18 protein-coding genes and 1 pseudogene are annotated in these 22,484 nt (G+C 72.8%); 9 read left to right on the top strand and 10 right to left on the bottom strand.

Annotated elements, in window-relative coordinates; all coding sequences use genetic code 11:
* Nucleotides 1-86 precede the first annotated feature (86 nt).
* Nucleotides 87-962, bottom strand: coding sequence for a MaoC/PaaZ C-terminal domain-containing protein (locus AB0C46_RS31975; RefSeq protein WP_362832121.1), 876 nt, complete (start codon nt 960-962; stop codon nt 87-89).
* Nucleotides 963-1,682: 720 nt separating this feature from the next.
* Between AB0C46_RS31975 and AB0C46_RS31970 the strand changes: the two genes are divergently transcribed.
* From AB0C46_RS31970 to AB0C46_RS31955, 4 genes are all read left to right on the top strand, one after another.
* Entirely contained in the window at nt 1,683-2,573 is an 891-nt protein-coding gene (locus AB0C46_RS31970; RefSeq protein WP_362832182.1) for an ABC transporter ATP-binding protein, read from the top strand.
* Nucleotides 2,573-3,301: an ABC transporter permease gene (locus AB0C46_RS31965; RefSeq protein WP_362832119.1), complete on the top strand. Its 729-nt coding sequence runs from the start codon at nt 2,573-2,575 to the stop codon at nt 3,299-3,301. The genes AB0C46_RS31970 and AB0C46_RS31965 overlap by 1 nt, the downstream gene beginning before the upstream one ends.
* Before the next feature lie 171 nt (nt 3,302-3,472).
* Entirely contained in the window at nt 3,473-4,768 is a 1,296-nt protein-coding gene (locus tag AB0C46_RS31960) for a histidine kinase (protein WP_362832181.1), read from the top strand.
* The gene (locus tag AB0C46_RS31955; protein WP_362832118.1) at nt 4,765-5,370 is read left to right on the top strand and encodes a response regulator transcription factor; all 606 of its coding nucleotides are present in this window, start codon (nt 4,765-4,767) and stop codon (nt 5,368-5,370) included. The genes AB0C46_RS31960 and AB0C46_RS31955 overlap by 4 nt, the downstream gene beginning before the upstream one ends.
* A gap of 73 nt (nt 5,371-5,443) precedes the next feature.
* Here AB0C46_RS31955 and AB0C46_RS31950 read toward each other — a convergent pair whose 3' ends face one another.
* The 3 genes from AB0C46_RS31950 to AB0C46_RS31940 form a co-directional block, all read right to left on the bottom strand.
* Nucleotides 5,444-6,883 (bottom strand): MFS transporter, encoded by a 1,440-nt coding sequence (locus AB0C46_RS31950; RefSeq protein ID WP_362832179.1) that lies wholly within the window; start codon nt 6,881-6,883, stop codon nt 5,444-5,446.
* A 472-nt stretch (nt 6,884-7,355) separates the two neighbouring features.
* Nucleotides 7,356-8,549: a lipid-transfer protein gene (locus AB0C46_RS31945; protein ID WP_362832117.1), complete on the bottom strand. Its 1,194-nt coding sequence runs from the start codon at nt 8,547-8,549 to the stop codon at nt 7,356-7,358.
* A gap of 33 nt (nt 8,550-8,582) precedes the next feature.
* Nucleotides 8,583-10,880 carry an acyl-CoA dehydrogenase gene (locus AB0C46_RS31940; RefSeq protein ID WP_362832115.1) on the bottom strand — a complete coding sequence of 766 codons (2,298 nt, stop codon included), beginning with the start codon at nt 10,878-10,880 and terminating at the stop codon, nt 8,583-8,585.
* Nucleotides 10,881-11,361: 481 nt separating this feature from the next.
* Between AB0C46_RS31940 and AB0C46_RS31935 the strand changes: the two genes are divergently transcribed.
* The 4 genes from AB0C46_RS31935 to AB0C46_RS31920 all read left to right on the top strand — a co-directional run bounded on the left by AB0C46_RS31935 (nt 11,362) and on the right by AB0C46_RS31920 (nt 15,183).
* Nucleotides 11,362-12,021 (top strand): class I SAM-dependent methyltransferase, encoded by a 660-nt coding sequence (locus AB0C46_RS31935; protein WP_362832114.1) that lies wholly within the window; start codon nt 11,362-11,364, stop codon nt 12,019-12,021.
* A gap of 19 nt (nt 12,022-12,040) precedes the next feature.
* Nucleotides 12,041-12,961, top strand: coding sequence for an N-acetylmuramoyl-L-alanine amidase (locus tag AB0C46_RS31930; protein WP_362832113.1), 921 nt, complete (start codon nt 12,041-12,043; stop codon nt 12,959-12,961).
* 199 nt (nt 12,962-13,160) lie between these two features.
* Nucleotides 13,161-14,012 carry a hypothetical protein gene (locus AB0C46_RS31925; protein WP_362832112.1) on the top strand — a complete coding sequence of 284 codons (852 nt, stop codon included), beginning with the start codon at nt 13,161-13,163 and terminating at the stop codon, nt 14,010-14,012.
* A 160-nt stretch (nt 14,013-14,172) separates the two neighbouring features.
* On the top strand, nt 14,173-15,183 hold the full coding sequence (locus tag AB0C46_RS31920) for an LLM class F420-dependent oxidoreductase (RefSeq protein WP_362832111.1): 1,011 nt from the start codon (nt 14,173-14,175) through the stop codon (nt 15,181-15,183).
* A gap of 14 nt (nt 15,184-15,197) precedes the next feature.
* On the opposite strand, the gene AB0C46_RS31915 is transcribed toward AB0C46_RS31920, so the two are convergent.
* From AB0C46_RS31915 to AB0C46_RS31900, 4 genes and pseudogenes are all read right to left on the bottom strand, one after another.
* On the bottom strand, nt 15,198-16,001 hold the full coding sequence (locus AB0C46_RS31915) for a maleylpyruvate isomerase family mycothiol-dependent enzyme (protein ID WP_362832109.1): 804 nt from the start codon (nt 15,999-16,001) through the stop codon (nt 15,198-15,200).
* A gap of 200 nt (nt 16,002-16,201) precedes the next feature.
* On the bottom strand, nt 16,202-17,272 hold the full coding sequence (locus AB0C46_RS31910) for a prenyltransferase/squalene oxidase repeat-containing protein (RefSeq protein WP_362832108.1): 1,071 nt from the start codon (nt 17,270-17,272) through the stop codon (nt 16,202-16,204).
* 275 nt (nt 17,273-17,547) lie between these two features.
* A pseudogene (locus tag AB0C46_RS31905) lies at nt 17,548-18,276 on the bottom strand (class I SAM-dependent methyltransferase); the annotation flags it as partial.
* A gap of 70 nt (nt 18,277-18,346) precedes the next feature.
* On the bottom strand, nt 18,347-19,759 hold the full coding sequence (locus AB0C46_RS31900) for a glycosyltransferase family 4 protein (RefSeq protein ID WP_362832107.1): 1,413 nt from the start codon (nt 19,757-19,759) through the stop codon (nt 18,347-18,349).
* A gap of 239 nt (nt 19,760-19,998) precedes the next feature.
* Here AB0C46_RS31900 and AB0C46_RS31895 point away from each other — a divergent pair, with 239 nt between their 5' ends.
* Entirely contained in the window at nt 19,999-20,631 is a 633-nt protein-coding gene (locus tag AB0C46_RS31895) for a TetR family transcriptional regulator (protein ID WP_362832105.1), read from the top strand.
* Between the two features lie 157 nt (nt 20,632-20,788).
* Here the strand turns inward: AB0C46_RS31895 and AB0C46_RS31890 are convergent, their stop codons facing one another.
* Both AB0C46_RS31890 and AB0C46_RS31885 read right to left on the bottom strand, forming a co-directional pair.
* Nucleotides 20,789-21,022 carry a ferredoxin gene (locus AB0C46_RS31890; RefSeq protein WP_362832104.1) on the bottom strand — a complete coding sequence of 78 codons (234 nt, stop codon included), beginning with the start codon at nt 21,020-21,022 and terminating at the stop codon, nt 20,789-20,791.
* A complete protein-coding gene (locus AB0C46_RS31885; RefSeq protein ID WP_362832178.1) occupies nt 21,022-22,473 on the bottom strand; it encodes an aldehyde dehydrogenase in 1,452 nt (483 codons plus the stop codon). The genes AB0C46_RS31890 and AB0C46_RS31885 overlap by 1 nt, the downstream gene beginning before the upstream one ends.
* Nucleotides 22,474-22,484 lie beyond the last annotated feature (11 nt).

The raw sequence follows: 22,484 nt of genomic DNA, 5'->3' as shown, positions 1-22,484 counted from the left end.
TCACGGCTCCTCTCGTACGGACGACACTCCAGCCCCCGCCCGGACCGGCAAGGCTGTCTATGGGATCGGCCTCAGGGTGCATCCCCCTAGCTGTGCTCCACCACGGTGTCCGCCAGCACCGGCGCCTCGTCCCGGTCGGCCGCGGTGACCGACACCTGGACCCGGCCCGGCTCGCGCCACTGCCGGATCCGCAGCGTCTCCCCGGGGAAGACCACACCGGCGAAACGGGTCGTGTACGACCGCACCCGCGCGACATCGCCGCCGAGCACCGTGTCGACGACGGCCTTGAGCGTCACCCCGTAGGTGCACAGCCCGTGCAGGATCGGCCGGTCGAAGCCGGCGAGCTTGGCGAACTCGGGGTCGGCGTGGAGCGGATTCCAGTCGCCGGAGAGGCGGTAGAGCAGCGCCTGGTCCGCGCGGATATGGCGTTCGGTGCTCAGATCGGGGGCGCGGTCGGGGAATTCGAGGCGGGCGGAGGGACCGCGGTCGCCGCCGAAGCCGCCCTCGCCGCGGACGAAGATCTGGGTGTCACAGGTCCACAGGGGTCCGTCGTCGTCGGCGACCTCGGAGCGCAGCACGATGACGGCGGCCTTGCCCTTGTCGTGGACGGCGGGCACGGATGAGGTCTGGGTGGCGCGGCCGCGTACCGGGAGGGGGCGGTGCACGGTGACGGTCTGGCCGCCGTGCAGGACCGCCGCGAGGTCGACGTCGATGCCGGGTGCGGAGAGCCCCCCGGCCAGCGCCATCCCGCCGCCCGCGACGGTGGCGAAGCTGGGCAGGACGTGCAGTGCGCTCTCCAGGGTGTAGCGCAGTTCGTCCGGGTCGGTGGCGGGGTGGGGCTTCTCCGGGGTGGCCGCACCGGCGCCGATGCCGAGGTGGTAGAGCTGGACGTCCTTGTGGTCCCAGGCGAGTTCGGTGGTCCGCGGCTCGGCGGAGGTGGCCTTGGCGGCGTCGATGGGCATGGGGCTGCTTGCTCCTTCACCACGAGGGAAGACCCCGGCCCGGCCGTCCGCACCGTCGACCGTGCCGGGGTCGTTTCTGGTCGGCGCGGCCGCGCTCCGACAGCACACAGGACACACTTCTAGAACGCGTTCTAGCCGATGGCTCTCATGTATAGCCGATCCGTCCGATACCCGGAAGCCCTCTGACGCATTGTCAGATACGGGTCCCGCGGACGGCCGAGACCCTCCCGGCCCCGGCCCCTGACATGCGCCGCGCGGCCCACGCAGACGTCGGCCTGCGCCGCACGGGCCACGCACACGTCGGCCTGCGCCGCACGACCCCATGGCCCACGCCGCGCGGGCCATGACGCGCGGACCATGACGCGCGGACCATGACGCGCAGGGCATGACGCGCGGGCCATGACGCGCAAAGCACGGGCCCACCACCTTCGTCGCCGGGATCCACCACCGTCGTCGCGCGGATCCACCACCGCCGTAGCCCCGATCCACCACCTTCGTTGCGCGGACCCTCACCTTCGTTGCGCGGACCCATGACATTTGTCAGGGGGGATCATCGACATTCGCCTCTGCCGCGGCCCGGCCACGCTCCGTAACGTCGAAGGCATGCAGACGAGAGACAGGATGGGCATGCCAGAGACGACAAGGCCCGGCAGCACGGCGGAAAGGGCGCACGGCGCCGCAGCGGTGGGATTCTCCGGGGTGACACGGAGTTATGGCGCGATGCGGGCCGTGGACGGACTGGAGCTGGAGATAGCGGCGGGCGAGACGGTGGCGCTGCTCGGGCGCAACGGCGCGGGGAAATCCACCACCCTCAACATGCTGCTGGGGCTGCTGCCGCCCAGCTCAGGGACGGTCCGGCTGTTCGGCGGTCCGCCGGAGTCGGCGGTGCGGGCGGGCCGGGTGGGCGCCATGCTGCAGGACGGCAAGGCCATTCCGCGGGTCACCGTCCGCGAACTGATCACCTTCGTCGCCGCCACCTACCCCCACCCCATGGACGTCACCGAGGCCCTGGAACTGGCCGGCCTCGAAGACTTCGGCGGGCGGCGGGTGGACCGGCTGTCCGGCGGGCAGGCCCAGCGGGTCCGCTTCGCGGTGGCGCTGGCCGGCAACCCCCAGCTGCTGGTGCTCGACGAGCCGACCGCGGCGCTGGACGTCGAGGCGCGCCGCGCCTTCTGGCGCTCGATGCGGACCTATGCCCGCCGCGGCCACACCGTCCTGTTCTCCACCCACTATCTGGAGGAGGCGGATGAGCACGCCGACCGGATCGTGGTGATCGACGGCGGCCGGGTGGTCGCCGACGGCAGCGGCGCGGCGATCAAGCGGCGGGCCGGCGGCTCGCGGGTCTCCTTCGACCTCGCGGGCGCGGCCACCGGACCGCTGTCCGGACTGCCCGGCGTGAGCGCCGTGGAGATACGCGGCGACCGCGCCCTGCTGCGGACGACGGACTCCGACGCGACGGTCATGGCGCTGACCGGGCTCGGGCTCGTCCGCGGACTGCAGGTCACCCCCGCCAGCCTGGAGGACGCGTTCCTCGCACTCACCTCCGGCGAAGCCGCCCCTGCTGCGGCGGCACTCGCCGCCGGCGCCTGGTCCGCGAAGGAGATCGTGTGATGCTCGACTACCTCCGTCTCGAAGTCCGCCGCACCCTCCGCGACCGGGGCTTTGTCCTCTTCGGTATCGGGATGCCGGTGCTGATGTATCTGCTGATGACCAACATCGGCGGGGGACCGGGCGGCGCCGACCCGGAGTGGAAGATCACTTCGATGGTCGGCATGGCCGCGTACGGCGCGCTGGGCGCGGCGATCGGCACCGGCACCGGTGTCGCCGAGGACAAGCAGCTGGGCTGGCTGCGCCAGCTGCGCATCACCCCGCTGAGCCCCCTGCGGGTGGTGGTGGGCCGCGGGCTGACCGGCTCGGTGACGGTGCTGCCGGCCCTCGCCTCCGTGCTGCTGGTGGGCGCGCTGGTCAACGGCGTGCGGATGCCGGCCTGGCAGTGGGCCGCGCTGGCCGGGCTGCTGTGGATCGGCACCGCCCCCTTCACCCTGCTCGGCCTCGGCAACGGCTACCGCCTGTCCGCGCAGTCCACCGGTGTGGTCAACACGGGCTGCATGCTGCTGCTGTCGATCATCGGCGGTCTGTGGTTCCCGGCCGAGCTGTTCCCCGGCTGGCTGCGCTCGCTGTCCTTGTGGACGCCAGGCAACCGCTTCGCCGAGCTCGGCCGGAGCGTCACCGACGGCAGCGCACCGGGCCTGGGATCAGTAGCGGTGCTGGCCTTCTGGCTGGCACTCTTCGGCGGATACGCGGTGTACGCGTACCGTCGTGCCGCACGAACAGTGTGACCGGCGATGGCGCAGACCTGGGAAGCGACAGTGCAGCACACGAAGCATCGGACCGCGGGCGAGAAGAGTCCCGGCGGCGCGGACGGCACCAAGGACTCCTGCCGGACCGGGCGGCCGGGCAAGAAGCCGGACAACGGGCCGGGCAAGTACGCCTTCCTGCCCTGGCTTCTGATGGGCATGGGCGCCATCTCCAACACCATCCAGGGCAAGAGCGGCAACCCCTGGCTGGCCGGTCTCGGGCTGCTCGCCTTCAACTCCTTCTACATCTCCGTCGTCTGGTCCTCCTTCAACCCGCGGTTGCGGCACTCCCGCCGTCCGCTGTACGCCCTGGGGATACTGACCGCCATCACCTTCGCCATCACGATCGGGTTCGGCGGCCACTGGTTCCTGTTCTTCCCGCTGCTGTCACTGGCCTCCGGCACGGTCCGTGCGCTGCGCGGCAAGAAGCTCGCCCTCTGGCTGATCGCACTCAGCGGGGCGGCCGGATTTCTGGCCGGCCGGCACGACGACGACCCGTGGGGCTCGTTCGGCATCGGGTACGGCACCTTCCTGTCCGGCATCGTGACGGCCACGGTCCTGAGCCTGTTCGACGCCATCCAGAAACTGAACGCCACCCGCCAGGAACTCGCCCGCAGCGCCGTCGAGAAGGAGCGGCTGCGCTTCTCCCGCGATCTGCACGACCTGCTGGGGCACACCCTGTCCGTGGTGGTGGTCAAGGCCGAGGCGGTCCGCCGGCTGGCGCCGCGCAATCTGGACGCGGCGCTCGCCCAGGCCGCCGATATCGAGGCGGTCGGCCGGCAGGCGCTGACCGAGATCCGCGAGGCGGTCAGCGGCTATCGCGAGGGCGGTCTGACCACCGAGCTGGACCGGGCCCGTTCCGCGCTGGAGGCGGCCGGCATCGAGCCCGTCGTACGCCAGGCCGGGCCGCCGCTGCCCCCGCAGGCCGGGGCGCTGCTGGGCTGGGTGGTCCGCGAGGGCGTCACCAACACCGTCCGGCACAGCCGCGCCACCCGCTGCGAGATCGCGGTACACGCCGACGAGGAACGGGTGCGGCTGACGATCACGGACGACGGCCGTGGTCCCGTAAGCTCCGGTACTGCCCCGGCCCCCGGCCTGGCCTGGCTCCGCGACCGGATGCCCGGCACCGGCACCGGCAGCGCCAGCGACGTGGACGGCGGCCGGGAGGCGGACGGCATACCCACTGCGGACGGCACCGGCGGTGCGGACGGCGCGGACGGCACCCGCGGCCCGGCCCCCGCGGACGGCACCGGCGGTGCGGGCAGTGCGGCGACGCCCGGCCGGTCGGGGCCGGTCGGCGGCACCGGTTTGAAGGGACTGGCCGAGCGCCTGGCCGCGGCGGGCGGGACACTGCACAGCGGCCCGGACGGCCGGCACGGCTTCCGGGTCACGGCCGAACTCCCGGCCGGCACGGACGACAGGGCGGATGCGGAGGAGCGGGCCAGGTGATCAAGGTCCTGCTGGCGGAGGACCAGGGAATGATGCGGGGCGCGCTGGCGCTGCTGCTCGACCTGGAAGCGGATATGGAGGTCGTGGCGCAGGTCGCGGCGGGCGACCGGATCGTCGCCGCCGCCCTCGACACCCGTCCCGATATCGCCCTCCTGGACATCGAACTCCCCGGACGCAGCGGCCTGGACGCCGCGGCCGATCTGCGCGAACACCTGCCGTCCTGCAAGGTGCTGATAGTGACGACCTTCGGCCGCCCCGGCTATCTGCGCCGCGCCATGGAGGCCGGAGCGTCCGGTTTCCTGGTGAAGGACGGCCCGGTGGAGGAGCTGGCGGCGGCGATCCGCCGGGTGCTGGCCGGCGAGCGGGTCATCGACCCCGGCCTCGCCGCGGCGGCACTGAGCGCCGGCCCCAATCCGCTGACCCAGCGGGAGCGCGATGTCCTCACCGCCGCCGTGGACGGCGCCACGGTCGCCGATATCGCCGGCCGGCTCCACCTCTCCCAGGCCACTGTCCGCAACTACCTCTCCGCGGCCATCGGCAAGACCGGCACCCGCAACCGCATGGAGGCGGTGCGGGCGGCGCGGCGGAACGGGTGGCTGTAGCGGGGAGAGCGCGCAGCGGACCGGCCGGGCGCCCGCGGGCCCGCCCGGCCGCAGGCGAGGCTGCCGGTGTCTGTCAGCCGTCGGCGACGTCCGCCCGTCGCTGCGGCAGTGCCACGACCATCAGCAGGACGCTGGCGAGCAGGACCACCGAGCCGACCTGGAAGGCCAGTCCATAGCCGTCCGCCAGGGCCTTCGGGCCGTGGCCCGCCTCGATCCGGGATGCGGCAAGGGTGGACAGGACCGACAGGCCCAGCGCGCCGCCCATTTGACGGGAGGTGTTCATCAGGCCGGAGACCAGGCCCTGGTCGGCGGGGTCCGCCCCGGAGGTAGCGATGGAGGCGATCGGCGTCGCGGTCAGGCCCGCGCCCAGCGCCATCAGGATGCCGGGCCCGAGGATCGTGCCGAGATAGGTGCCGTCGACGTCCATCGTGCCCTGCCAGACCATGCCGGACGCGGAGATCACCGCACCGGCGATGGCCAGCGGCTTGGCGCCCAGACGGTTCATCAGCCGGGGCGCGATCTTGGAGCCCAGGACGATGGACAGCGAGTGCGGGATGAAGGAGAGCCCGGCCTCTAGCGGCCGGTAGCCCAGCACGTTCTGCACATACAGGGACAGGAAGTACCACATGGAGAACATCGCGGCGCCGGCCAGCACCATCGCCCCGTTCGCCGAGGAGACCGAGCGCAGCCGGAAGAGCCCCAGCGGCATCAGCGGGGCCTTGGCGCGCGCCTCGACGGCGAGGAAGGCCGCCACCACGACCAGCCCGGCGGCCAGCGGCAGCAGCGCGGACCGCGACGCCCAGCCGTCCGTCTCGGTCTGCACGATCCCGTAGGCCACGAGCCCGAGCCCGGCCGTCACCAGCAGCGCGCCGGGCACATCGAGCCGCCGCCCGGCACCCTGCCGGCTCTCGGTGAGCCACAACACCGCGCCGCCCAGCACCAGCGCCCCGACCGGCACATTGATCAGCAACACCCAGCGCCACGACAGGAATTCGGTGAGCACCCCGCCCACCAGACCGCCCACCGCGCCACCGCCGGCGCCGACCGCGGTCCAGGTGGCGATGGCGCGCGTACGGGCCGGGCCGGCCGGGAACGACGTGGTCAGGATGGTGAGGGTGGCCGGCGAGAGCACGGCCGCGCCGACGCCCTGGACCGTACGGGCCGCGATCAGCTGCCAGGGCTCCTGCGCCAGTCCGCCCCCCAGGCTCGCGACCGTGAACAGCGCCAGCCCCAGGACGAAGATCCGCTTACGGCCGAAGAGGTCGGCGGCCCGGCCACCGAGCAGCATGAAGCCCGCGAAGGTGATGACGTAGGCATTGACGATCCACTGCAGACCCAGCTCGCTCAGGCCCAGGCCGGTCCGCATGGCGGGCAGCGCCACATTCACGACGGAGACGTCCAGGATGACCAGGAACTGCCCGGAGCAGACCAACAGCATCACCAGCCAGGCCGGCGGGGCCGTCCTCCGGCGCGCGGTCTCGGGCAGGGTGGCGGGGCTGGCTATCGGCGGCATGCCGACCATGTTTGCATTCGTCGCTTGCATCCTGCATCGGTATATCGGTGCATCAGCCACCTGACAGGAGACCTAGGCCGGAAGTCGCAGGGAGGCGGGGACGGTGGGCGGGGGCCTTAGGGGGCGGGGGTGGCGGGCCCCTAAGGGTCGAGGTCGCCCCCGGGGAACCAACTACCCATCGGCGGGGGCGAGTTAACGTCGGCCGGGTCCCACCGGCGGGGCCCGGCTACCGTGAGCATCAGACCGGCGGGGCCCGGTCACCGTGACCAACAAACCGGCCGGGCCCGGTCACCGTGACCAACAGACGGGCAGAGCCCGGTCACCGTGACCATCGGACCGGCAGGGCCCCGCTACCGCGACCATCAGGCCTCACCATCAGGGCCCACCCGCCGCACCGCTCGGTCTCACCCTCGGAGCCCACCCGCCGCACCGCTCGGTCTCACCGTCGGGCCCGCCCCCGCACCGCTCGGGCTCACCTGCGCAGCAGGGTCACCACCGCGGCGCCGCCCAGGCCGATGTTGTGGGCCAGGCCCACGCGGGCGCCGGGGACCTGCCGCTCGCCCGCGGTGCCGCGGAGCTGCCAGACCAGCTCGGCGGCCTGCGCCAGCCCCGTCGCGCCCAGCGGATGCCCCTTGGAGATCAGGCCGCCGGACGGATTGACCACCCAGCGGCCGCCGTAGGTCGTGGCACCGTCGGCGACCAGCTTCCCCGACGCCCCGTCCGCGCACATGCCCAACGCCTCATAAGTCAGCAGCTCATTGACCGAGAAGCAGTCGTGCAGCTCGATGACGTCCACATCCTCGATGCCGAGGCCGCCGGCCGCATACACCTGCCGGGCCGCGGCCCGGGACATCGGTTTGCCGACGGCATCGATACAGGAGCCGGAGGCAAAGCTCTCCTCGGTGTCCGTCGTCATGGCCTGCGCGACGATCTCCACCGCCCGGTCGGCCAGGCCGTGTTCCCGCACGAACCGCTCGGAGGCGAGCACCGCCGCGGCCGCGCCGTCGGAGGTCGGCGAGCACTGCAGCTTGGTCAGCGGCCGGTGGATGGTCTTGGCGGCGAGGACCTCCTCGACCGTGTAGACGTCCTGGAACTGGGCGTACGGGTTGTGCGCGGAGTGGCGGTGGTTCTTGGCGCCGACGGCGGCGAGCTGTTCGGCGGTGGTGCCGTGGCGCTCCATGTGCTCACGGGCCGCGTTGCCGAAGATCTGGGCGGTGGGCGGGGTCATCTCGAAGCCGTGGGCGGCGGCCATCACTCCGTAGTGGCGCGCCACCGGCGAGGTGCTGAAGTCGCCGCTGTCCGCGCCGCCGCCCAGCGCGCCCCGCTTCATCTTCTCGAAGCCCAGTGCCATGACACAGTCGTTGAGGCCGGATTCGACGAACTGGCGGGCCATCATCAGCGCGGTCGAGGCGGTCGCGCAGTTGTTGTTGACGTTGTAGACGGGGATGCCGGTCAGGCCCAGTTCGTAGGCGGCGCGCTGCCCGGCCGTCGAGGCCTGGTAGCAGTAGCCGACCGGCAGCTGCTCGACCGCCTCGTAGCCGATCCCGGCGTCCGCGAGCGCCTTGCCGCCCGCCTCCTTCGCCATGTCCCAGTACTGCCAGTCGCGGGTCTCGGGCTTCTCGAACCGGGTCATCCCGACGCCGACGATGTACGCCTTGCCAGCCATACGTGTCCTCCTGGAGGTGGCCGAGTCCGGGCATCAGATCAAGGGGCGCGGCTCCGGGTCGCGGGGCAGGCCGAGCAGCCGCTCCGCCACGACGTTGAGCTGCACCTGGGTGGTGCCGCCGGCGATGGTCAGACAGCGCGACATCAAGAAGCCGTGCAGCGCCCGTTCGCCGGCCCCCTCGCGCACCGCGCCGGCCGGGCCGAGCAGCTCCAGCGCCAGCTCGGCGACCTTCTGCTGGTGCGGGGTCTGCACCAGCTTGCGGATGCTCGCACCGGCCCCCGGCTCCAGCCCCGACACCTGCTGGAGCGTGGTGCGCAGCCCGATGCAGCCCAGCGCGTGCGCCTCGGCGGCCAGCGCGCCCACCCGCGCCTGCACCGATGCGTCCAGCGCGGCGGCGCGGTCCAGGAGCGCCGCCAGACCGGTGCCGAAGGTCAACTGGTCGGCCATGTGGACGCGTTCGTTGTCCAGGGTGGTGCGGGCCACCTTCCAGCCGTTGTCGACCTCGCCGACCACCGCGTCGGCCGGCAGCAGCACCTCATCGAAGTAGACCTCGTTGAAGAGCGACTCGCCGGTGATCTCCTTCAGCGGGCGGATGTCGATGCCCGGGGTCTTCATGTCGACGAGGAAGAAGGTCAGTCCCTTGTGCTTGGGCGCGTCCGGGTCGGTGCGGGCCAGCAGGATGCCGTGGCTCGCCCCCTGCGCGGCCGAGGTCCACACCTTCTGGCCGTTGATCCGCCAGCCGCCGTCCGCCGTCTTCTCGGCGCGGGTCCGCAGGGCGGCCAGGTCCGAGCCGGCCTCGGGTTCGGAGAACAGCTGGCACCAGAGCAGATCGCCGCGCAGCGACGGCAGCAGATAGCGCTCCTGCTGTTCCGCGGTGCCGTGGGCGATCAGCGAGGGGACGACCCAGGTGGCGATGCCCAGCTCACTGATCCGGACCCCGGCGGCGGCCAGCTCCTGCTGGATCGCGAGCTGTTGTACGGGGCCCGCGCCCAGCCCGTGGGGCGCGGGGAGGTGCGGCGCGGCATAGCCGGTGGGGGCCAGGGCGCGGCGTACGGCCGCGGGGTCGAGGCCGCGGACACCGTCGATGACCGTCCGGGCCCGGGCCCGGAACTCCGCTGCCCCGGCGGGGAGTTCCAGGTGCAGCGGGCGCCGGGCGCCGTCGGCGGCGTACCGGGCGGCCCGCAGCCGGTGGGTGTCGCCGCTGCCGAGCAGCTGGCGGGCGACGGCCGCCCGCCGCAGATGGAGATGGGCGTCGTGTTCCCAGGTGAAGCCGATCCCGCCGAGGATCTGGATGCAGTCCTTGGCACAGCTGACGGCGGCGTCCAGGGCGGTCGCGGTGGCCAGCGCCGCGACCAGTCCGCGGACCGCGGGCGGCTCGTCCAGTGCGCGGGCCGCGTCCCAGACCAGGGCGGCGGCCTGCTCGCAGCGTACGAGCATGTCGGCGCAGAGGTGTTTGACGGCCTGGAACTGGCCGATGGGGCGGCCGAACTGCTCGCGGACCGCGGCGTATTCGGCGGCGGTGTGCAGCGCCCAGGAGGCCGTCCCGCAGCTCTCGGCGGCCCACAGCACCCCGGCCAGGTCGCGGACCAGGTCACTGTCGACGGTGAGCCGCCGCTCCGCGGGCACCGCCACTCCCTGCGCGCGCACCTCGGCGGTCGGCCGGGTCGGGTCGGCGCTCTCCTGGACGCGTACGGCCAGCGCCCCCGCGTCGACCGCGAGCCAGACCGTCTCCCCCGCCCGTCGCCCGCCACCGCCGTCGCGCACCGCCCCGTCCGCGGCACCCTCCGCTCCCCCAGCGCCCTCCCCTTCCTCGGCGACCTCCGCTCCCCCGGTGGCCTCCGCTTCCCCGATAACCTCCGCGGCCAGCACGATCAGATCCGCGTCGGCGCCGGACAGGACCGGGGGCGCGGTGCCGTCCAGGACATAGCCGTCGGGGCTTTCGACGGCGGTGAGCGAGCCCGTGCCGAGCGCGACCGCGCCGATGCGTGCGCCGGTGGCGAGGGCCCGTACGAGGGCCGGGGCGCCGCCGCGGTGCAGGAGGGCGGCGGCGAGGGTGGTGGGCAGACAGGGACCGGGGAACGCAGCGCGGCCCAGTTCCTCCAGGGCGACGGCGAGGTCGAGCAGTTCACCGCCCCCGCCGCCGTCGGCCTCGGGGAGATGGAGCCCGAGCAGGCCCTGGGCGGCGAGCTGGTCCCAGTACGCGGGCCGTCCGGGGCGCGCGGGCGCGGTGTCGAGCAGCTTGCGCACCGCTTCGGGCGGCATGGCCCGCGCGGCCCAGCCGCCCGCCGCCTCGGCCAGGTCACGTTGCTCTTGCGTGATTCCGATGCCCATGCGGGGCAGACTAGAACACGTTTCATTCTGACGGAAGGTCAGTTGCGGGTTCGGTCCGGGCACCTCTCCGGCACCCCGGGCACCCCGGACGCGCCACCGCGTGGCGGCCCGCCCGCGCCGGTCCCGAAGCGGTCAGGAACCGGGAAGGATTCCCCGGGGAACGCTTCGGATGCGCACAGGAAACGGTCCGGTGAATTCCGTCGCGGACGCCATTCCCTTCCCCTTCCTGCCCCACCGGCTCCCCCGCCCCCGAATTCACCGCTTTCGGGCAGCACGGAAACCGCTGACGAGAAAACGACGGGAACAGTCGGGGAACGGGCCGGAACCCGGCAGGAACCGACAGGAACAGCCGGGCTGCCCGACTCGCGAAATGCGAACCGCCGTTCCGATAACCGAATACCCCACACCGGGACACCCGCACGTCACCCGCGCCGCCCCGTACGGCACGATGAGCCCCTGACCGCACCACAGGAGGAAGCCCATGTCCGCTCCCACGGCTACGACCGCTCCGCAGCCGGAGATACTCGCCGCTTTCGAGGCGGCGAAGGGCTTCATGCCCGTGGACGAGGGCCTCGCCCTGTACGCGGCGGCGGCCGAGGCGGCGACGCTCGGGCTGCCGCTGGTGGAGGTCGGCACCTACTGCGGCCGCTCCACGATCCTGCTCGCCGACGCCGCGCGCACCGCCGGGGTCATCGCCGTCACCGTCGACCACCACCGGGGCAGCGAGGAACAGCAGCCCGGCTGGGAGTACCACGACCCGACCGTCGTGGACCCCGAGGTCGGCCGGATGGACACACTGCCCACCTTCCGCCGCACGCTGCACGCCGCGGGCCTGGAGGACCAGGTGATCGCCCTGGTCGGCCGGTCGCCGCAGGCCGCGGCCGTCTGGCAGGCGCCGGTGGGCCTGGTCTTCATCGACGGCGGGCACACCGACGAGCACACCACCGCCGACTACGAGGGCTGGGCGCCGCACCTCGCGCCCGGCGGGCTGCTGGTCATCCACGATGTCTTCGCGGACCCGGCGGACGGCGGCCAGGCCCCGTACCGCATCTACCGCAGGGCCCTGGAGTCCGGCGCCTTCACCGAGATCTCGGCCCACCGGTCGCTGCACGTACTGCGGCGCACCGGGACGGGCATCTGAGCGGGCTACGATCGCGGACGTGTCGAACGGCAGTTCTCTCCCCCCGCACCGCCGCCTGCGCGGCACCCTCCTCGTCGTGCTGGCCGCCGTGGTGGCCGCCGGCCTGGGCGGCTGGCTGGCCTGGCACTCGTCGGGCGGCGACGGCGGGCCAAGAGCCGGGGGGCCCGCACCGGGCGACCCGGCGGAAAGCGCGTCCGCGGGCGCGACCGGACCCGGCGGCAGCCACGCCCCGGGCGGCAAGGGCACCAAGGACCACGGCCCGCGCGACGGCCTCAAGGGCAAGGTCGTGGTGATCGACCCCGGCCACAATCCGCACAACCGCGACCACGGCCGGGAGATCGCCCGGCAGGTGGACGTCGGCAACGGCCGCAAGGAGTGCGACACCACCGGCACCTCCACCAACGACGGTTACGCCGAGGCGTCGTTCACCCTGGACGTCGCCCGCCGCGCCCGCACCCTCCTCCAGGACCAGGGCGCCAAGGTCGTCCTCACCCAGGACGGCGACCGCCCCTACGGGCCGTGTGTGGACGAGCGCGCGGAGATCGGGAACAAGGCGCACGCCGATGCCGCACTGTCCCTGCACGCCGATGGTTCGGGCACCGGCAACCGCGGCTTCCATGTCATCCTGCCCGCGCGCGTCACGGCCGGACCGGCCGACACCGCCGCGATCGTCGGACCCTCGCGGCAGTTGGGCGAGCGGCTGGCCGGCCGGTTCCGCACGGTCACCGGAAGCGCGGTCTCCAATTACATCGGCGACGGCACCGGGCTCGACAAGCGCTCCGATCTCGGCGGCCTCAACCTCTCGACGGTGCCGAAGGTGTTCATCGAGTGCGGCAATATGCGCGATCCGAAGGACGCCGCGCAATTGACCGACGCCCACTGGCGGCAAAAGGCGGCCCGCGGGATCACCGAGGGCATTACGGACTTCTTGACACGCTGACCGGACCGCCGGACCGGCTCCGGAACCCACCGGTTACCGGATCCGTGACGACGTACCGATAGTGCGCGGAAACGAACAGGACGGGCCGCCGGATTCGGCGATAGGTTCCCCTTTACGATGGGTGGCCACCGCCGTGCCTCGCACTGCGCGCACCGCGACAGCGACGACCGGACCCACGAAACCGACAAAGGACCCTTACGTGAACATCCGCTCCCTCACTCGAGGCGACGGCGTGGTGATCGGAGCAGCGGTGTTGCTGTTCATCGCCTCGTTCCTCGACGCCACCGGCGGCCCGGACTGCTCCGGACCGCTCGCCAAGTACTGCCAGGCCCAGGACTACAGCAGCGTCAACGCCTGGAGCTCGGTGGCCGTCCTGATGAACGTGTACCTGGCCGGGGTGATCGGCGCGGCGATCATCGTCGTCAGCCGTGCGCTGCCGCAGCCGCGCAAGGTCGCCGGTCTCGACCTGGGTCAGTTCGGCGTCGCCTTCACCGTCTTCGCGGCATGGGCGGCATTCTGGACCCTCATCCAGACCGGCAGCGCCGGCGCCGGCCTGATCATCGGCCTGATCGCCGCCCTGATCCTGGCCGGTGGCGCCATCGCCACGCCGCTCGTCCCGCCCCTCAAGGTCGCCCTGATCGGCGCCCCGAAGCCGCAGGCCGCCGCCCCCTACGGAGCCGGCCCCAACCCGGGCTACGGCTACCCCGGCGCACAGCAGCAGGCAAGCCAGGGCTACGGCTACCCGGGCGGCCAGCAGCAGCCCCACCCCGGCCAGCCCCACGGTCAGCAGGCTCCGGTGGACGCCACGTCCGGCGGGCCGGCGGGAGCCACCCCGGCGGCCGGCGGCCCGGCGGACTTCGCACCGTTCTGGTTCGCGGTGCCCGTCGCGCGCCCGCTGTACGGCGAGGACGGCACCCCGGCGCCGATCGCCGAACTCGCGCCCGGCACCTGGTACCTGGCGGTGGAGCAGCGCGGCCAGGCCCTGATCGCGCAGACCCAGGACGGCCGGCGCGGCGTCCTGCAGGACACCACCGGTATCCAGCGCGGCTGACACCGGACACACAGCGGTCCTTTCACGGCCCCTCGCCCCTGTGGGCGGGGGGCCGTTGCGCTGCCGGCGGCCCGGCCGTACAGTTCGCGGACACCCCTCTGATCTGACGTATCGTCAGGAATCAACAAGGGTCACCGTCCGCCGGAGAGGGGCCATCGGTATGCGACTCGGTCTGGCACTGGGCTACTGGGGCCGCGGCCCGGACCCCCGGCACCTCGAACTCGCCCGCGCGGCCGAGCGGCTGGGCTACGACTCGGTATGGACCGCCGAGGCCTGGGGGTCGGACGCCTTCACCGCACTCACCTGGATCGCCGCCCACACCTCCCGTATCAAACTGGGCACCGGGATCGCACAGATGGCGGCCCGCACCCCCACCGCCACCGCGATGCATGCGCTCACCCTCGACCATCTCTCCGGTGGCCGGGTCCTGCTGGGCCTGGGGCTGTCCGGACCGCAGGTCGTCGAGGGGTGGTACGGACGGCCGTTCCCCAAGAGCCCGCTGACCGCCACCCGCGAATATGTGGACGTGATCCGCCAAGTGCTGCGCAGGGAAGGCCCGGTGGAGGCCGACGGGGTCTTCCACCCGCACCCCTACCGCGGCCCGGACGGCACCGGCCTCGGCAAGCCGCTCAAGCCCATCACCCACCCGCTGCGCGCCGGACTCCCCCTCCTGCTGGGTGCGGAAGGGCCCAAGAACATCGCCCAGACGACCCGGATCGCCGACGGCTGGCTGCCGCTGTACTGGTCGCCGCAGCGCACCGACGTCTACCGGGCGTCGCTGTCGGGGGCCCCGGAGGGCTTTCTCATCGCCCCCATGGCCCGCGCCGTGGTCTGTGACGATGTCGCCGAGGGGCTGCTTCCGGTCAAGGCGATGCTCGGCTTCTACATCGGCGGGATGGGGCACGCGGCCAAGAACTTCCATGCCGATCTGATGGCCCGGATGGGCTTCGAGGAGGAGGCCCGCCGCGTGCAGCAGCTCTTCCTCGAAGGCTGCCGCGAGGAGGCGGTGCGCGCCGTACCGGACGCCTTCGCCGATGAGATCTCGCTGGTCGGCCCGCGTGAACGGATCGCGGAGCGCCTGGAGTTGTGGCGCACCGGCCCGGTCACCGACCTGCTGGTCACCGCGCCCGACCCGGACACGCTACGGGTGCTGGCCGAGCTCAACTCCTGACGGCCGGCGACGCCTCACTGGAACGACGCCCACTCCAGCCACCGGTCGAGCAGGGCGCCCTCGCCCAGCACCTCGACCCGGTCGCTGTCGGCGGGCAGCCTGCGGTAGAGCACGGCGAGGAGGTCGGTGAGCGGGCCACGCAGAGCGACCGTTGCCTTCTCGTGGGCGCGGCGGTGGACGAGCCGGTCGCCGCTGAGGTCGAGGAGCCACTCGGCGTTCAGCTCGGGAGGGGTGTCGGTGGCGTGGAGGTGGAGGGTGCGGCCGGGGCCGAAGAGCTGAGCCGCGTGCTCCGCACGGTGTGCCGTGATCAGCGGCAGGGCGCACAACTGCAGCCACTCTTCCAGGCAGTCGGCGGCGACCTCGGGCGGGACGTCGAAGGCGGCGCCCGCGGTGAGCGCGGCATCGGCACGGTGGATCACGGTCTCATGGGTCATCCGGCGGGCCCAGAAACCCGTCCGCTGCACCGGCGACCAGGTCCATACCTCGGTGTCGGGGCCGGCCTCGCGCAGCGCCGCCACGGCCTGGTCGACGCCGGCCGCGAGCCAGGCGTCCAGCGCTGCCGCGTCGTCGCCCTTGGGCCCGTCCCCTTCGGGGACGTCCGCATCGTCGACGTTCTCGGTGGCCCGGGTGGCGACGAGGGTGCCGACCCAGCGGTGGGCGCCGCCCACGTGCCGCGCGAGGTCGGCCAGCGTCCAGTCCGGGCAGGTGGGCACGGTCGCGGACAGATCGGCGTCGCGCACTGTCTCCCGGAACTTCGTGGTCTCTTCCAGGAGTTGGGTGCAGTAGGCGTCGTGACTGAGTGAGCCGTGGAGTGTCATGCGGCGCACAGTAGCGGGCGGTTCCCGGCCCGGCCTCCCCTTTTCGTGCGGAGCCGGGCCCCCTGCCGGCCGCTTCCCGGGGGCCCGTACGGACGGTCCCTACAGGACGGTCCGCACGGGGACGACCCGTACGCGGCCGGTCCATACGGGACGACCCTACGGGCCACCGGGCCCGGCGGCAGCCCGTACGGGCCCCGGGCCTACCGGCAGCAGTCCGGATCGAGTCCGGTCGGCAGCTGCTCGCCGCTGAAGACGGTGGTGGTGGCCTCGTCGCCGCCCAGGGCGGCCACCGCGAGCAGCAGCGAACCGGCCGTCCAGGAGGTGAGTTCGCGGGGCCAGATCGCGTCGTCGTCGAAGACATAGCCGGTCCAGTACATGCCGTCCTCGGCGCGGAGGTGCTGCATCCACTTGAGGATCTGTACGGCCCGCTCGGACTCCCCCATCGCCCACAGGGCGAGCGCCAGTTCCGCGCTCTCGCCGCCGGTGACCCAGGGGTTGGGCAGCACACAGCGCACGCCCAGGCCGGGCACGACGAACTGCTCCCAGTCCGCGTCGATGCGCTCGCGGGCCTGGGCGCCGCGGACCGCGCCGCCGAGGATCGGGTAGTACCAGTCCATGGAGTAGCGGGACTTGTCCAGGAACCGCTCGGGGTGGCTGCGTATCGCATGGCCGAGGCGGCCGACGGCCAGCTCCCAGTCGGGCTGCGGCTCCTCGCGCTGTTCGGCGAGCGCGAGCGCGCAGCGCAGCGCCTGGTAGATGGAGGACGAGCCGGTCAGCAGCGCGTCGTTGACGGGCGTGCCGTCGTCCTCGCGCTTCCAGCCGATCTCGCCGCCGGGCTGCTGGAGCTCCAGGACGAACTCGATCGCGGCATGGACCGCGGGCCACATGCGGTCGAGGAAGGTCTCGTCGCCGGTGGACAGGTAGTGGTGCCAGACGCCGACCGCGAGGTACGCGCAGAAGTTGGTCTCCCGGCCGCGGTCGGTGGGGGCCTCGGCGTCGCCGTCGGCGTAGGCCGCGTACCAGGACCCGTCCGGGTTCTGGTGCCGTGCCAGCCAGTCGTACGCGGCCTCGGCGTGCTCGTGTTCGCCGGCCGCGTCCAGGGCCATGGCGGCCTCGGTGTGGTCCCACGGATCGAGGTGGTGGCCCCGGAACCAGGGGATCGCGCCGTCCGGCCGCTGGGCCGCCAGGATGCCGGCCACCGTGCGGGCGGCCTGCTCGGCGGTGAGCACCCCCGGCAGGACGAGCCGTTCGGTACGCCCGGGACTTGTCACTTGGCAGCCCCGGCGGAGGGCTTGGCGGAGGCCTTGGAGGCGGACTTCGCAGGGGCCTTGGGCGCGGCCTTGGAGGCGGCCTTGGCGGGCGCCTCGGAGACTGCCTTGGCGGGCGCCGCACCGGACTTGGCGGGCGCCTTGGCACCGGACCTGGCACCGGACCTGGTGCCCGGCGCGGACTTCCGGGCCTTCGCGGCGGACTGGGCAGCCGGCTCGGCGGCCCGGGTGGCGGAGGCGTCGGCGGGCTCACCCGCCTCCGTGGCGGCCGGTTCGGCGGCGGCCTCCTGGGGCAGCTGCGGCTTGGTGGCGTAGACGACGAAGCTCTTGCCGATGACGGGGTTCAGTGCCCGCTCGGCGAGCCGCGTGGCCAGCGGCTTCTTCATGATGTCCCAGACCAGCAGCTTGTGGTACGCCTGCACCGGCAGCGCCTTGTCGTTGTCCACCCCGAAGGCGCACTTGAGCCACCAGTAGGGGCTGTGCAGCCCGTGCGCGTGGTGCGTGCCGTACGGCTCCAGACCGGCCTCCCGTATCTTGCCCAGCAGTTCGTCGCCGCGGTAGATACGGATATGGCCGCCCTCGACCTCGTGGTAGGCGTCGCTGAGTGCCCAGCAGACCTTCTCGGGGCCGTAGCGGGGGACGGTGACGGCGATCCGGCCGCCGGGGCGCAGCACCCGGACCATCTCGGCGAGCACGCCCTTGTCGTCCGGGATGTGCTCCATCACCTCGGAGATGATCACGACATCGAAGCTGTCGTCGGGGAACGGCAGGTTCAGCGCATCGCCTTCCATGGCGGTGGCGGAGGCGCCCGCCGGGGCCTCACCCGCCTCCTCCATCGCGGCGAACCACTTGGCGACCTCGCGGATCTCCTCGCCGTTCTGATCGAGGGCGACGACCTGCGCGCCGCGCCGGTAACACTCGAAGGCATGCCGGCCGGCGCCGCACCCCAGGTCGAGCACACGGTCGCCCGGGGCGAGCGGGAAGCGGGAAAAGTCGACGGTCAGCACGGCGTTCTGCTTTCGTCCGGCGGTTGGTGGCGGTGGGGGCTGCGGAAAGAGGTACGGGCCGGTCGGGCCACTAGGCGTGGCCGGCGGCGCTCGGCGCGGGCGCGCTGGGGGCGGCCCCTCCGGACGCCGCCCGGGGGAGGGCGCGGGCGCCGGACCGGCCTCTCTGGAGGGCGATGGCCTCGCGGTAGCGCTCGGCGGTGCCGAGGGCGGCCTGACGCCAGGTGAAGCGGGCCAGCACCCGCTCCCGGCCGGCCGCGCCGAGCCGGCGCCGCAACGCCTCGTCGCCCAGGAGGCGGAGCAGCCCGCCGGCCAGCGCACCGGCGTCACCCGGGGGCACCGCGAGACAGGTCTCGCCGTCCGGGCCGGCGACCTCGGGGATGGCACCGCCGGTGGTGGCCAGCAGGGGCGTGCCGGTGGCCATCGCCTCGGCGGCGGGCAGCGAGAAGCCCTCGTAGAGGGAGGGGACGCAGGCGATCTGGGCACTGCGCACCAGGTCGACGAGTTCGGGGTCGCTGATGCCCTTGACGAACTCGATGGCGCCGGACAGTCCGAGCCGCTCGATGGCGGCGGCGACCGGCCCGTCGTCGGCGCGCCTGCCGACGACCACCAGATGCGCGTCGGGGTTCTCGGTGCGCACCTTGGCGAGCGCCTCGACGAGGTGGATCAGTCCCTTGAGAGGGACATCCGCGCTGGAGGTGGTGACGATCCGGCCCGGCACCTCGGGCACCGAGGCATCTGGCGAGAACAGGTCGGTGTCAGCGCCGATATGCACCACATGGATCCGGCCGGCGGACACCCCGAGGTCGTCGACGATCTCCTGGCGGGAGGAGCCGGAGACGGTCAGCACGGACGGCAGCCGCCGGGCCACGCGCTTCTGCATCCGGGTGAAGCCGTACCAGCGGCGGACGGAGGCGCGGCGCTTCCAGCCGTCGGCGGCTTCCAGGTCGAGCCGCCGGTCGACGGTGATGGGGTGGTGGATGGTGGTGACCAGCGGGGCACCGAGCGCGCCGGGGCCGCCGAGCAGGCCGTAGCCGAGGGTCTGGTTGTCGTGGACGACGTCGAACTGGCCGCGGCGGGCGGCGAGATGGCGCCGGGCCCGCAGCGAGAAGGTCAGCGGCTCGGGGAAGCCGCCGGTCCACATCGTGCCGACCTCAAGGGCGTCGATCCAGTCGCGGTACTCGCCGCGCTTCGGCGTACGGAACGGGTCCGGCTGGCGGTAGAGGTCCAGGCTGGGCAGCTCGGTCAGGGTCACCCCGTCGTCGACGACCGGGTAGGGCTGGGCGCCGATGACCTCGACGGAGTGGCCGAGGCGGGCGAGTTCGCGCGAGAGGTGGCGTACATAGACGCCCTGTCCGCCGCAGAACGGGTTCCCCTTATACGTGAGCATCGCGATCCGCAGGGGACGCTCGCCGTTCGTCGGGGCGGAGGCCGGGGAGGCCTCTGCGGGGCGAGGCGCGGCTGCCTGGACGGCCTCTGCGGTCACGCTCGGCCCCCTTCTCACTGGACTTTCGCCGGAGCGTAACCGCTGGCGGTAATCTAGAACAAGTTTCAGAACTGATTGGCTACTGATCAGTTCAGCGAGCTTCGAATCTACCGGCCGAGAACGAGGCGAAAAGAGCCGCACCAGGTGATTCGCGCCACCACCCGCCCCCCTGCCATGCTGTGCCGAGCACACCACCGGCACTCGCCGCATCGCGGACGGAATGCCACGGAATGGGAAATATGACTACGGAATCCAAGGCGGCCAGACCGACCCTTCCCGCGAGTCCTCCCCTGACCGAGCGTCAGGAGGCCCGGCGCCGCCGCATCCTGCACACCAGCGCCAAGCTGGCGTCCCGTGGTGGCTTCGACGCCGTGCAGATGCGCGAGGTCGCCGAGTCCTCGGGCGTCGCGCTCGGCACCCTCTACCGCTACTTCCCCTCCAAGGTGCATCTGCTGGTCGCCACCATGCAGGACCAGCTCCAGCACATGCACGAGACGCTGCGCAAGCGCCCGCCGTCGGAGCAGGACCCGGGCGCGCGGGTCGCCCAGACCCTGATGCGGGCGTTCCGTGCGCTGCAGCGCGAACCGCATCTCGCGGATGCAATGGTGCGCGCGCTGACCTTCGCGGACCGCTCCGTCAGCCCCGAGGTGGACACCGTCTCCCGGCTGACCACCGCGATCATCCTCGACGCGATGGGGCTGGACGGCCCCGCCACCCCCGAACAGCTCTCCGCGGTCCGGGTCATCGAGCACACCTGGCACTCGGCCCTGATCACCTGGCTGTCGGGCCGGGCCTCGATCGCCCAGGTGAAGATAGACATCGAGACGGTGTGCCGGCTGATCGACCTCACCTCGCCGGACAGCGGGCGTTAACTCCGCCACCGCCACGGGTAGTTGGCCCCGCAAGGGGCCCACCGACCCCCTACGGGACACCGCCCCACACCCCCTACGGGCTCCCGCCACGGGGCACCCGCCCCGCAGCCCGCCCCGCACCCCGGGCCGCCACGCCGCCGGCGGTGCGGGCCGTCGCTCACTCCTCCGGCGGGAAGACCGCCTCGCCGCTGCCGGACACGGTGAGGGTGATCGCCTCCACGGGGCACCCCTCGGCCGCCGCCAGGAGGCTCTCGGCGGCGTCCGCCTCCGGCGCCACCGGGTGCGACTGCCGGGCCGCGTCGAGCCGGAAGCCGTCCGGCGCCGCGGCGGCGCACATCCCCGACCCGATGCAGACACTCCGGTCCACCACCACCTGCCAGCGGTCCCCCATCAGGCACCCGCCGGCAGATGGATCATCTTGTGCTCCAGATATTCACCGAAGCCCTCGGGCCCGAACTCCCGCCCGATGCCGGAGTTCTTGTAGCCGCCGAACGGGCCGAGCATGTCGATACTGAAGGTGTTCACCGAGTACGTACCGGTGCGCACCTGCCGGGCGATCTCGATGCCGTGGTCGACATCGGCCGTCCACACCGAGCCGGAGAGCCCGTAGTCGGAGTCGTTGGCGATCCGTACCGCCGCCGCCTCGTCGTCGTACGGCAGCAGACAGATGACCGGGCCGAAGATCTCCTCACGGGCGATCCGCATGGAGTTGTCGACCCCGCCGAAGAGGGTCGGCTCGACATACCAGCCCGTGGCCTGCCCCTTGGGTCGGCCGCCGCCGGTCAGCACCTTGGCGCCTTCCTTCTGCCCGAGCGCGATGTAGTCCAGCGAGCGCTGCTGCTGACGGCGGGCGACCAGCGGGCCGACCTCGGTGGCCGGATCCAGCGGGTCGCCGACGGTGAGCGCCGAGGCCGCCGCGGTGAACCGCTCGGCGATCTCGTCATAGCGGCTGCGCGGGGCGAGGATCCGCGTCTGCGCCACACAGGCCTGGCCGTTGATCATCCAGGCGAACGGCACGATGCCGGCCACCGCCGCGTCCAGATCCGCGTCCGGCAGGATCACCGCCGCGGATTTGCCGCCGAGCTCCAGCGTGACCCGGCTGAGATTGCGGGCCGCGACCTCCATGACCCGCTTGCCCGCCGCCACCGAGCCGGTGAACGACACCTGGTCCACGCCCGGGTGCCCGACCAGGTACTCGCTCACCTCGCGGTCCGCCGGCAGGATCGACAGCACCCCGGCCGGCAGCCCGGCCTCCGTCACGATCTCCGCGAGCAGGTACGCGTCCAGCGGGGTCTCCGGTGACACCTTCAGCACCACCGAGCAGCCGGCCAGCAGCGCCGGCGCGAGCTTGGCGGCGGCGGTGAACTGCGGGACGTTCCACGGCACCACGGCCGCGACCACTCCGGCCGGCTCCCGCCGCACCAGCAGCGGCCCCAGCACCCCGCTCCGCCGCTCCTCGAACGGGAAGTCGCGGGCCACCGTGAGCGCCGCGTCCCACACCAGCATCGCGGCCAGCGACTGCACCATGACACCGGAGGTGAACGGGGTGCCGTTCTCCGCGCTGATGACCCTGGCGATCTCCTCGCTGCGGGCCGCGAAGGCGTCCTTGATACGGGTCACCACCGCGATCCGGTCCGCCAGCGGGGTGTTCGCCCACACCCCGGACGCGAAGGACGCACGGGCCGCTGCCACCGCACGGTCGACATCGGCCCGCGAGGCGTGCGGCACCCGGCCGATGACCTGTTCGGTGTGGGGCGAGACGACCTCGATCGTGTCCCGGCCGGCCGGATCGGCCCACTCACCGCCTATGTAGAGCTTTCCGTGCTCGACGAGGTCGCTCATCGCTGCCGCCT

The sequence above is a fragment of the Streptomyces sp. NPDC048637 genome, from assembly GCF_040650675.1.
Lineage (GTDB): Bacteria > Actinomycetota > Actinomycetes > Streptomycetales > Streptomycetaceae > Streptomyces.
The sequence above is the reverse complement of the archived record's forward strand: the minus strand, read 5'-3'. Positions and strand labels throughout refer to the sequence as shown.

Excerpts from the sequence above, each read along its gene's own strand:
- AB0C46_RS31945 (WP_362832117.1), bottom strand. The coding sequence starts at position 8,549 with ATGGCTGGCAAGGCGTACATCGTCGGCGTCGGGATGACCCGGTTCGAG.
- AB0C46_RS31940 (WP_362832115.1), bottom strand. The coding sequence starts at position 10,880 with ATGGGCATCGGAATCACGCAAGAGCAACGTGACCTGGCCGAGGCGGCG.
- AB0C46_RS31960 (WP_362832181.1), top strand. The coding sequence starts at position 3,473 with ATGGGCATGGGCGCCATCTCCAACACCATCCAGGGCAAGAGCGGCAAC.
- AB0C46_RS31970 (WP_362832182.1), top strand. The coding sequence starts at position 1,683 with ATGCGGGCCGTGGACGGACTGGAGCTGGAGATAGCGGCGGGCGAGACG.
- AB0C46_RS31975 (WP_362832121.1), bottom strand. The coding sequence starts at position 962 with ATGCCCATCGACGCCGCCAAGGCCACCTCCGCCGAGCCGCGGACCACC.
- AB0C46_RS31915 (WP_362832109.1), bottom strand. The coding sequence starts at position 16,001 with ATGACACTCCACGGCTCACTCAGTCACGACGCCTACTGCACCCAACTC.
- AB0C46_RS31965 (WP_362832119.1), top strand. The coding sequence starts at position 2,573 with ATGCTCGACTACCTCCGTCTCGAAGTCCGCCGCACCCTCCGCGACCGG.
- AB0C46_RS31885 (WP_362832178.1), bottom strand. The coding sequence starts at position 22,473 with ATGAGCGACCTCGTCGAGCACGGAAAGCTCTACATAGGCGGTGAGTGG.
- AB0C46_RS31950 (WP_362832179.1), bottom strand. The coding sequence starts at position 6,883 with ATGCCGCCGATAGCCAGCCCCGCCACCCTGCCCGAGACCGCGCGCCGG.
- AB0C46_RS31935 (WP_362832114.1), top strand. The coding sequence starts at position 11,362 with ATGTCCGCTCCCACGGCTACGACCGCTCCGCAGCCGGAGATACTCGCC.
- AB0C46_RS31895 (WP_362832105.1), top strand. The coding sequence starts at position 19,999 with ATGACTACGGAATCCAAGGCGGCCAGACCGACCCTTCCCGCGAGTCCT.
- AB0C46_RS31920 (WP_362832111.1), top strand. The coding sequence starts at position 14,173 with ATGCGACTCGGTCTGGCACTGGGCTACTGGGGCCGCGGCCCGGACCCC.
- AB0C46_RS31890 (WP_362832104.1), bottom strand. The coding sequence starts at position 21,022 with ATGGGGGACCGCTGGCAGGTGGTGGTGGACCGGAGTGTCTGCATCGGG.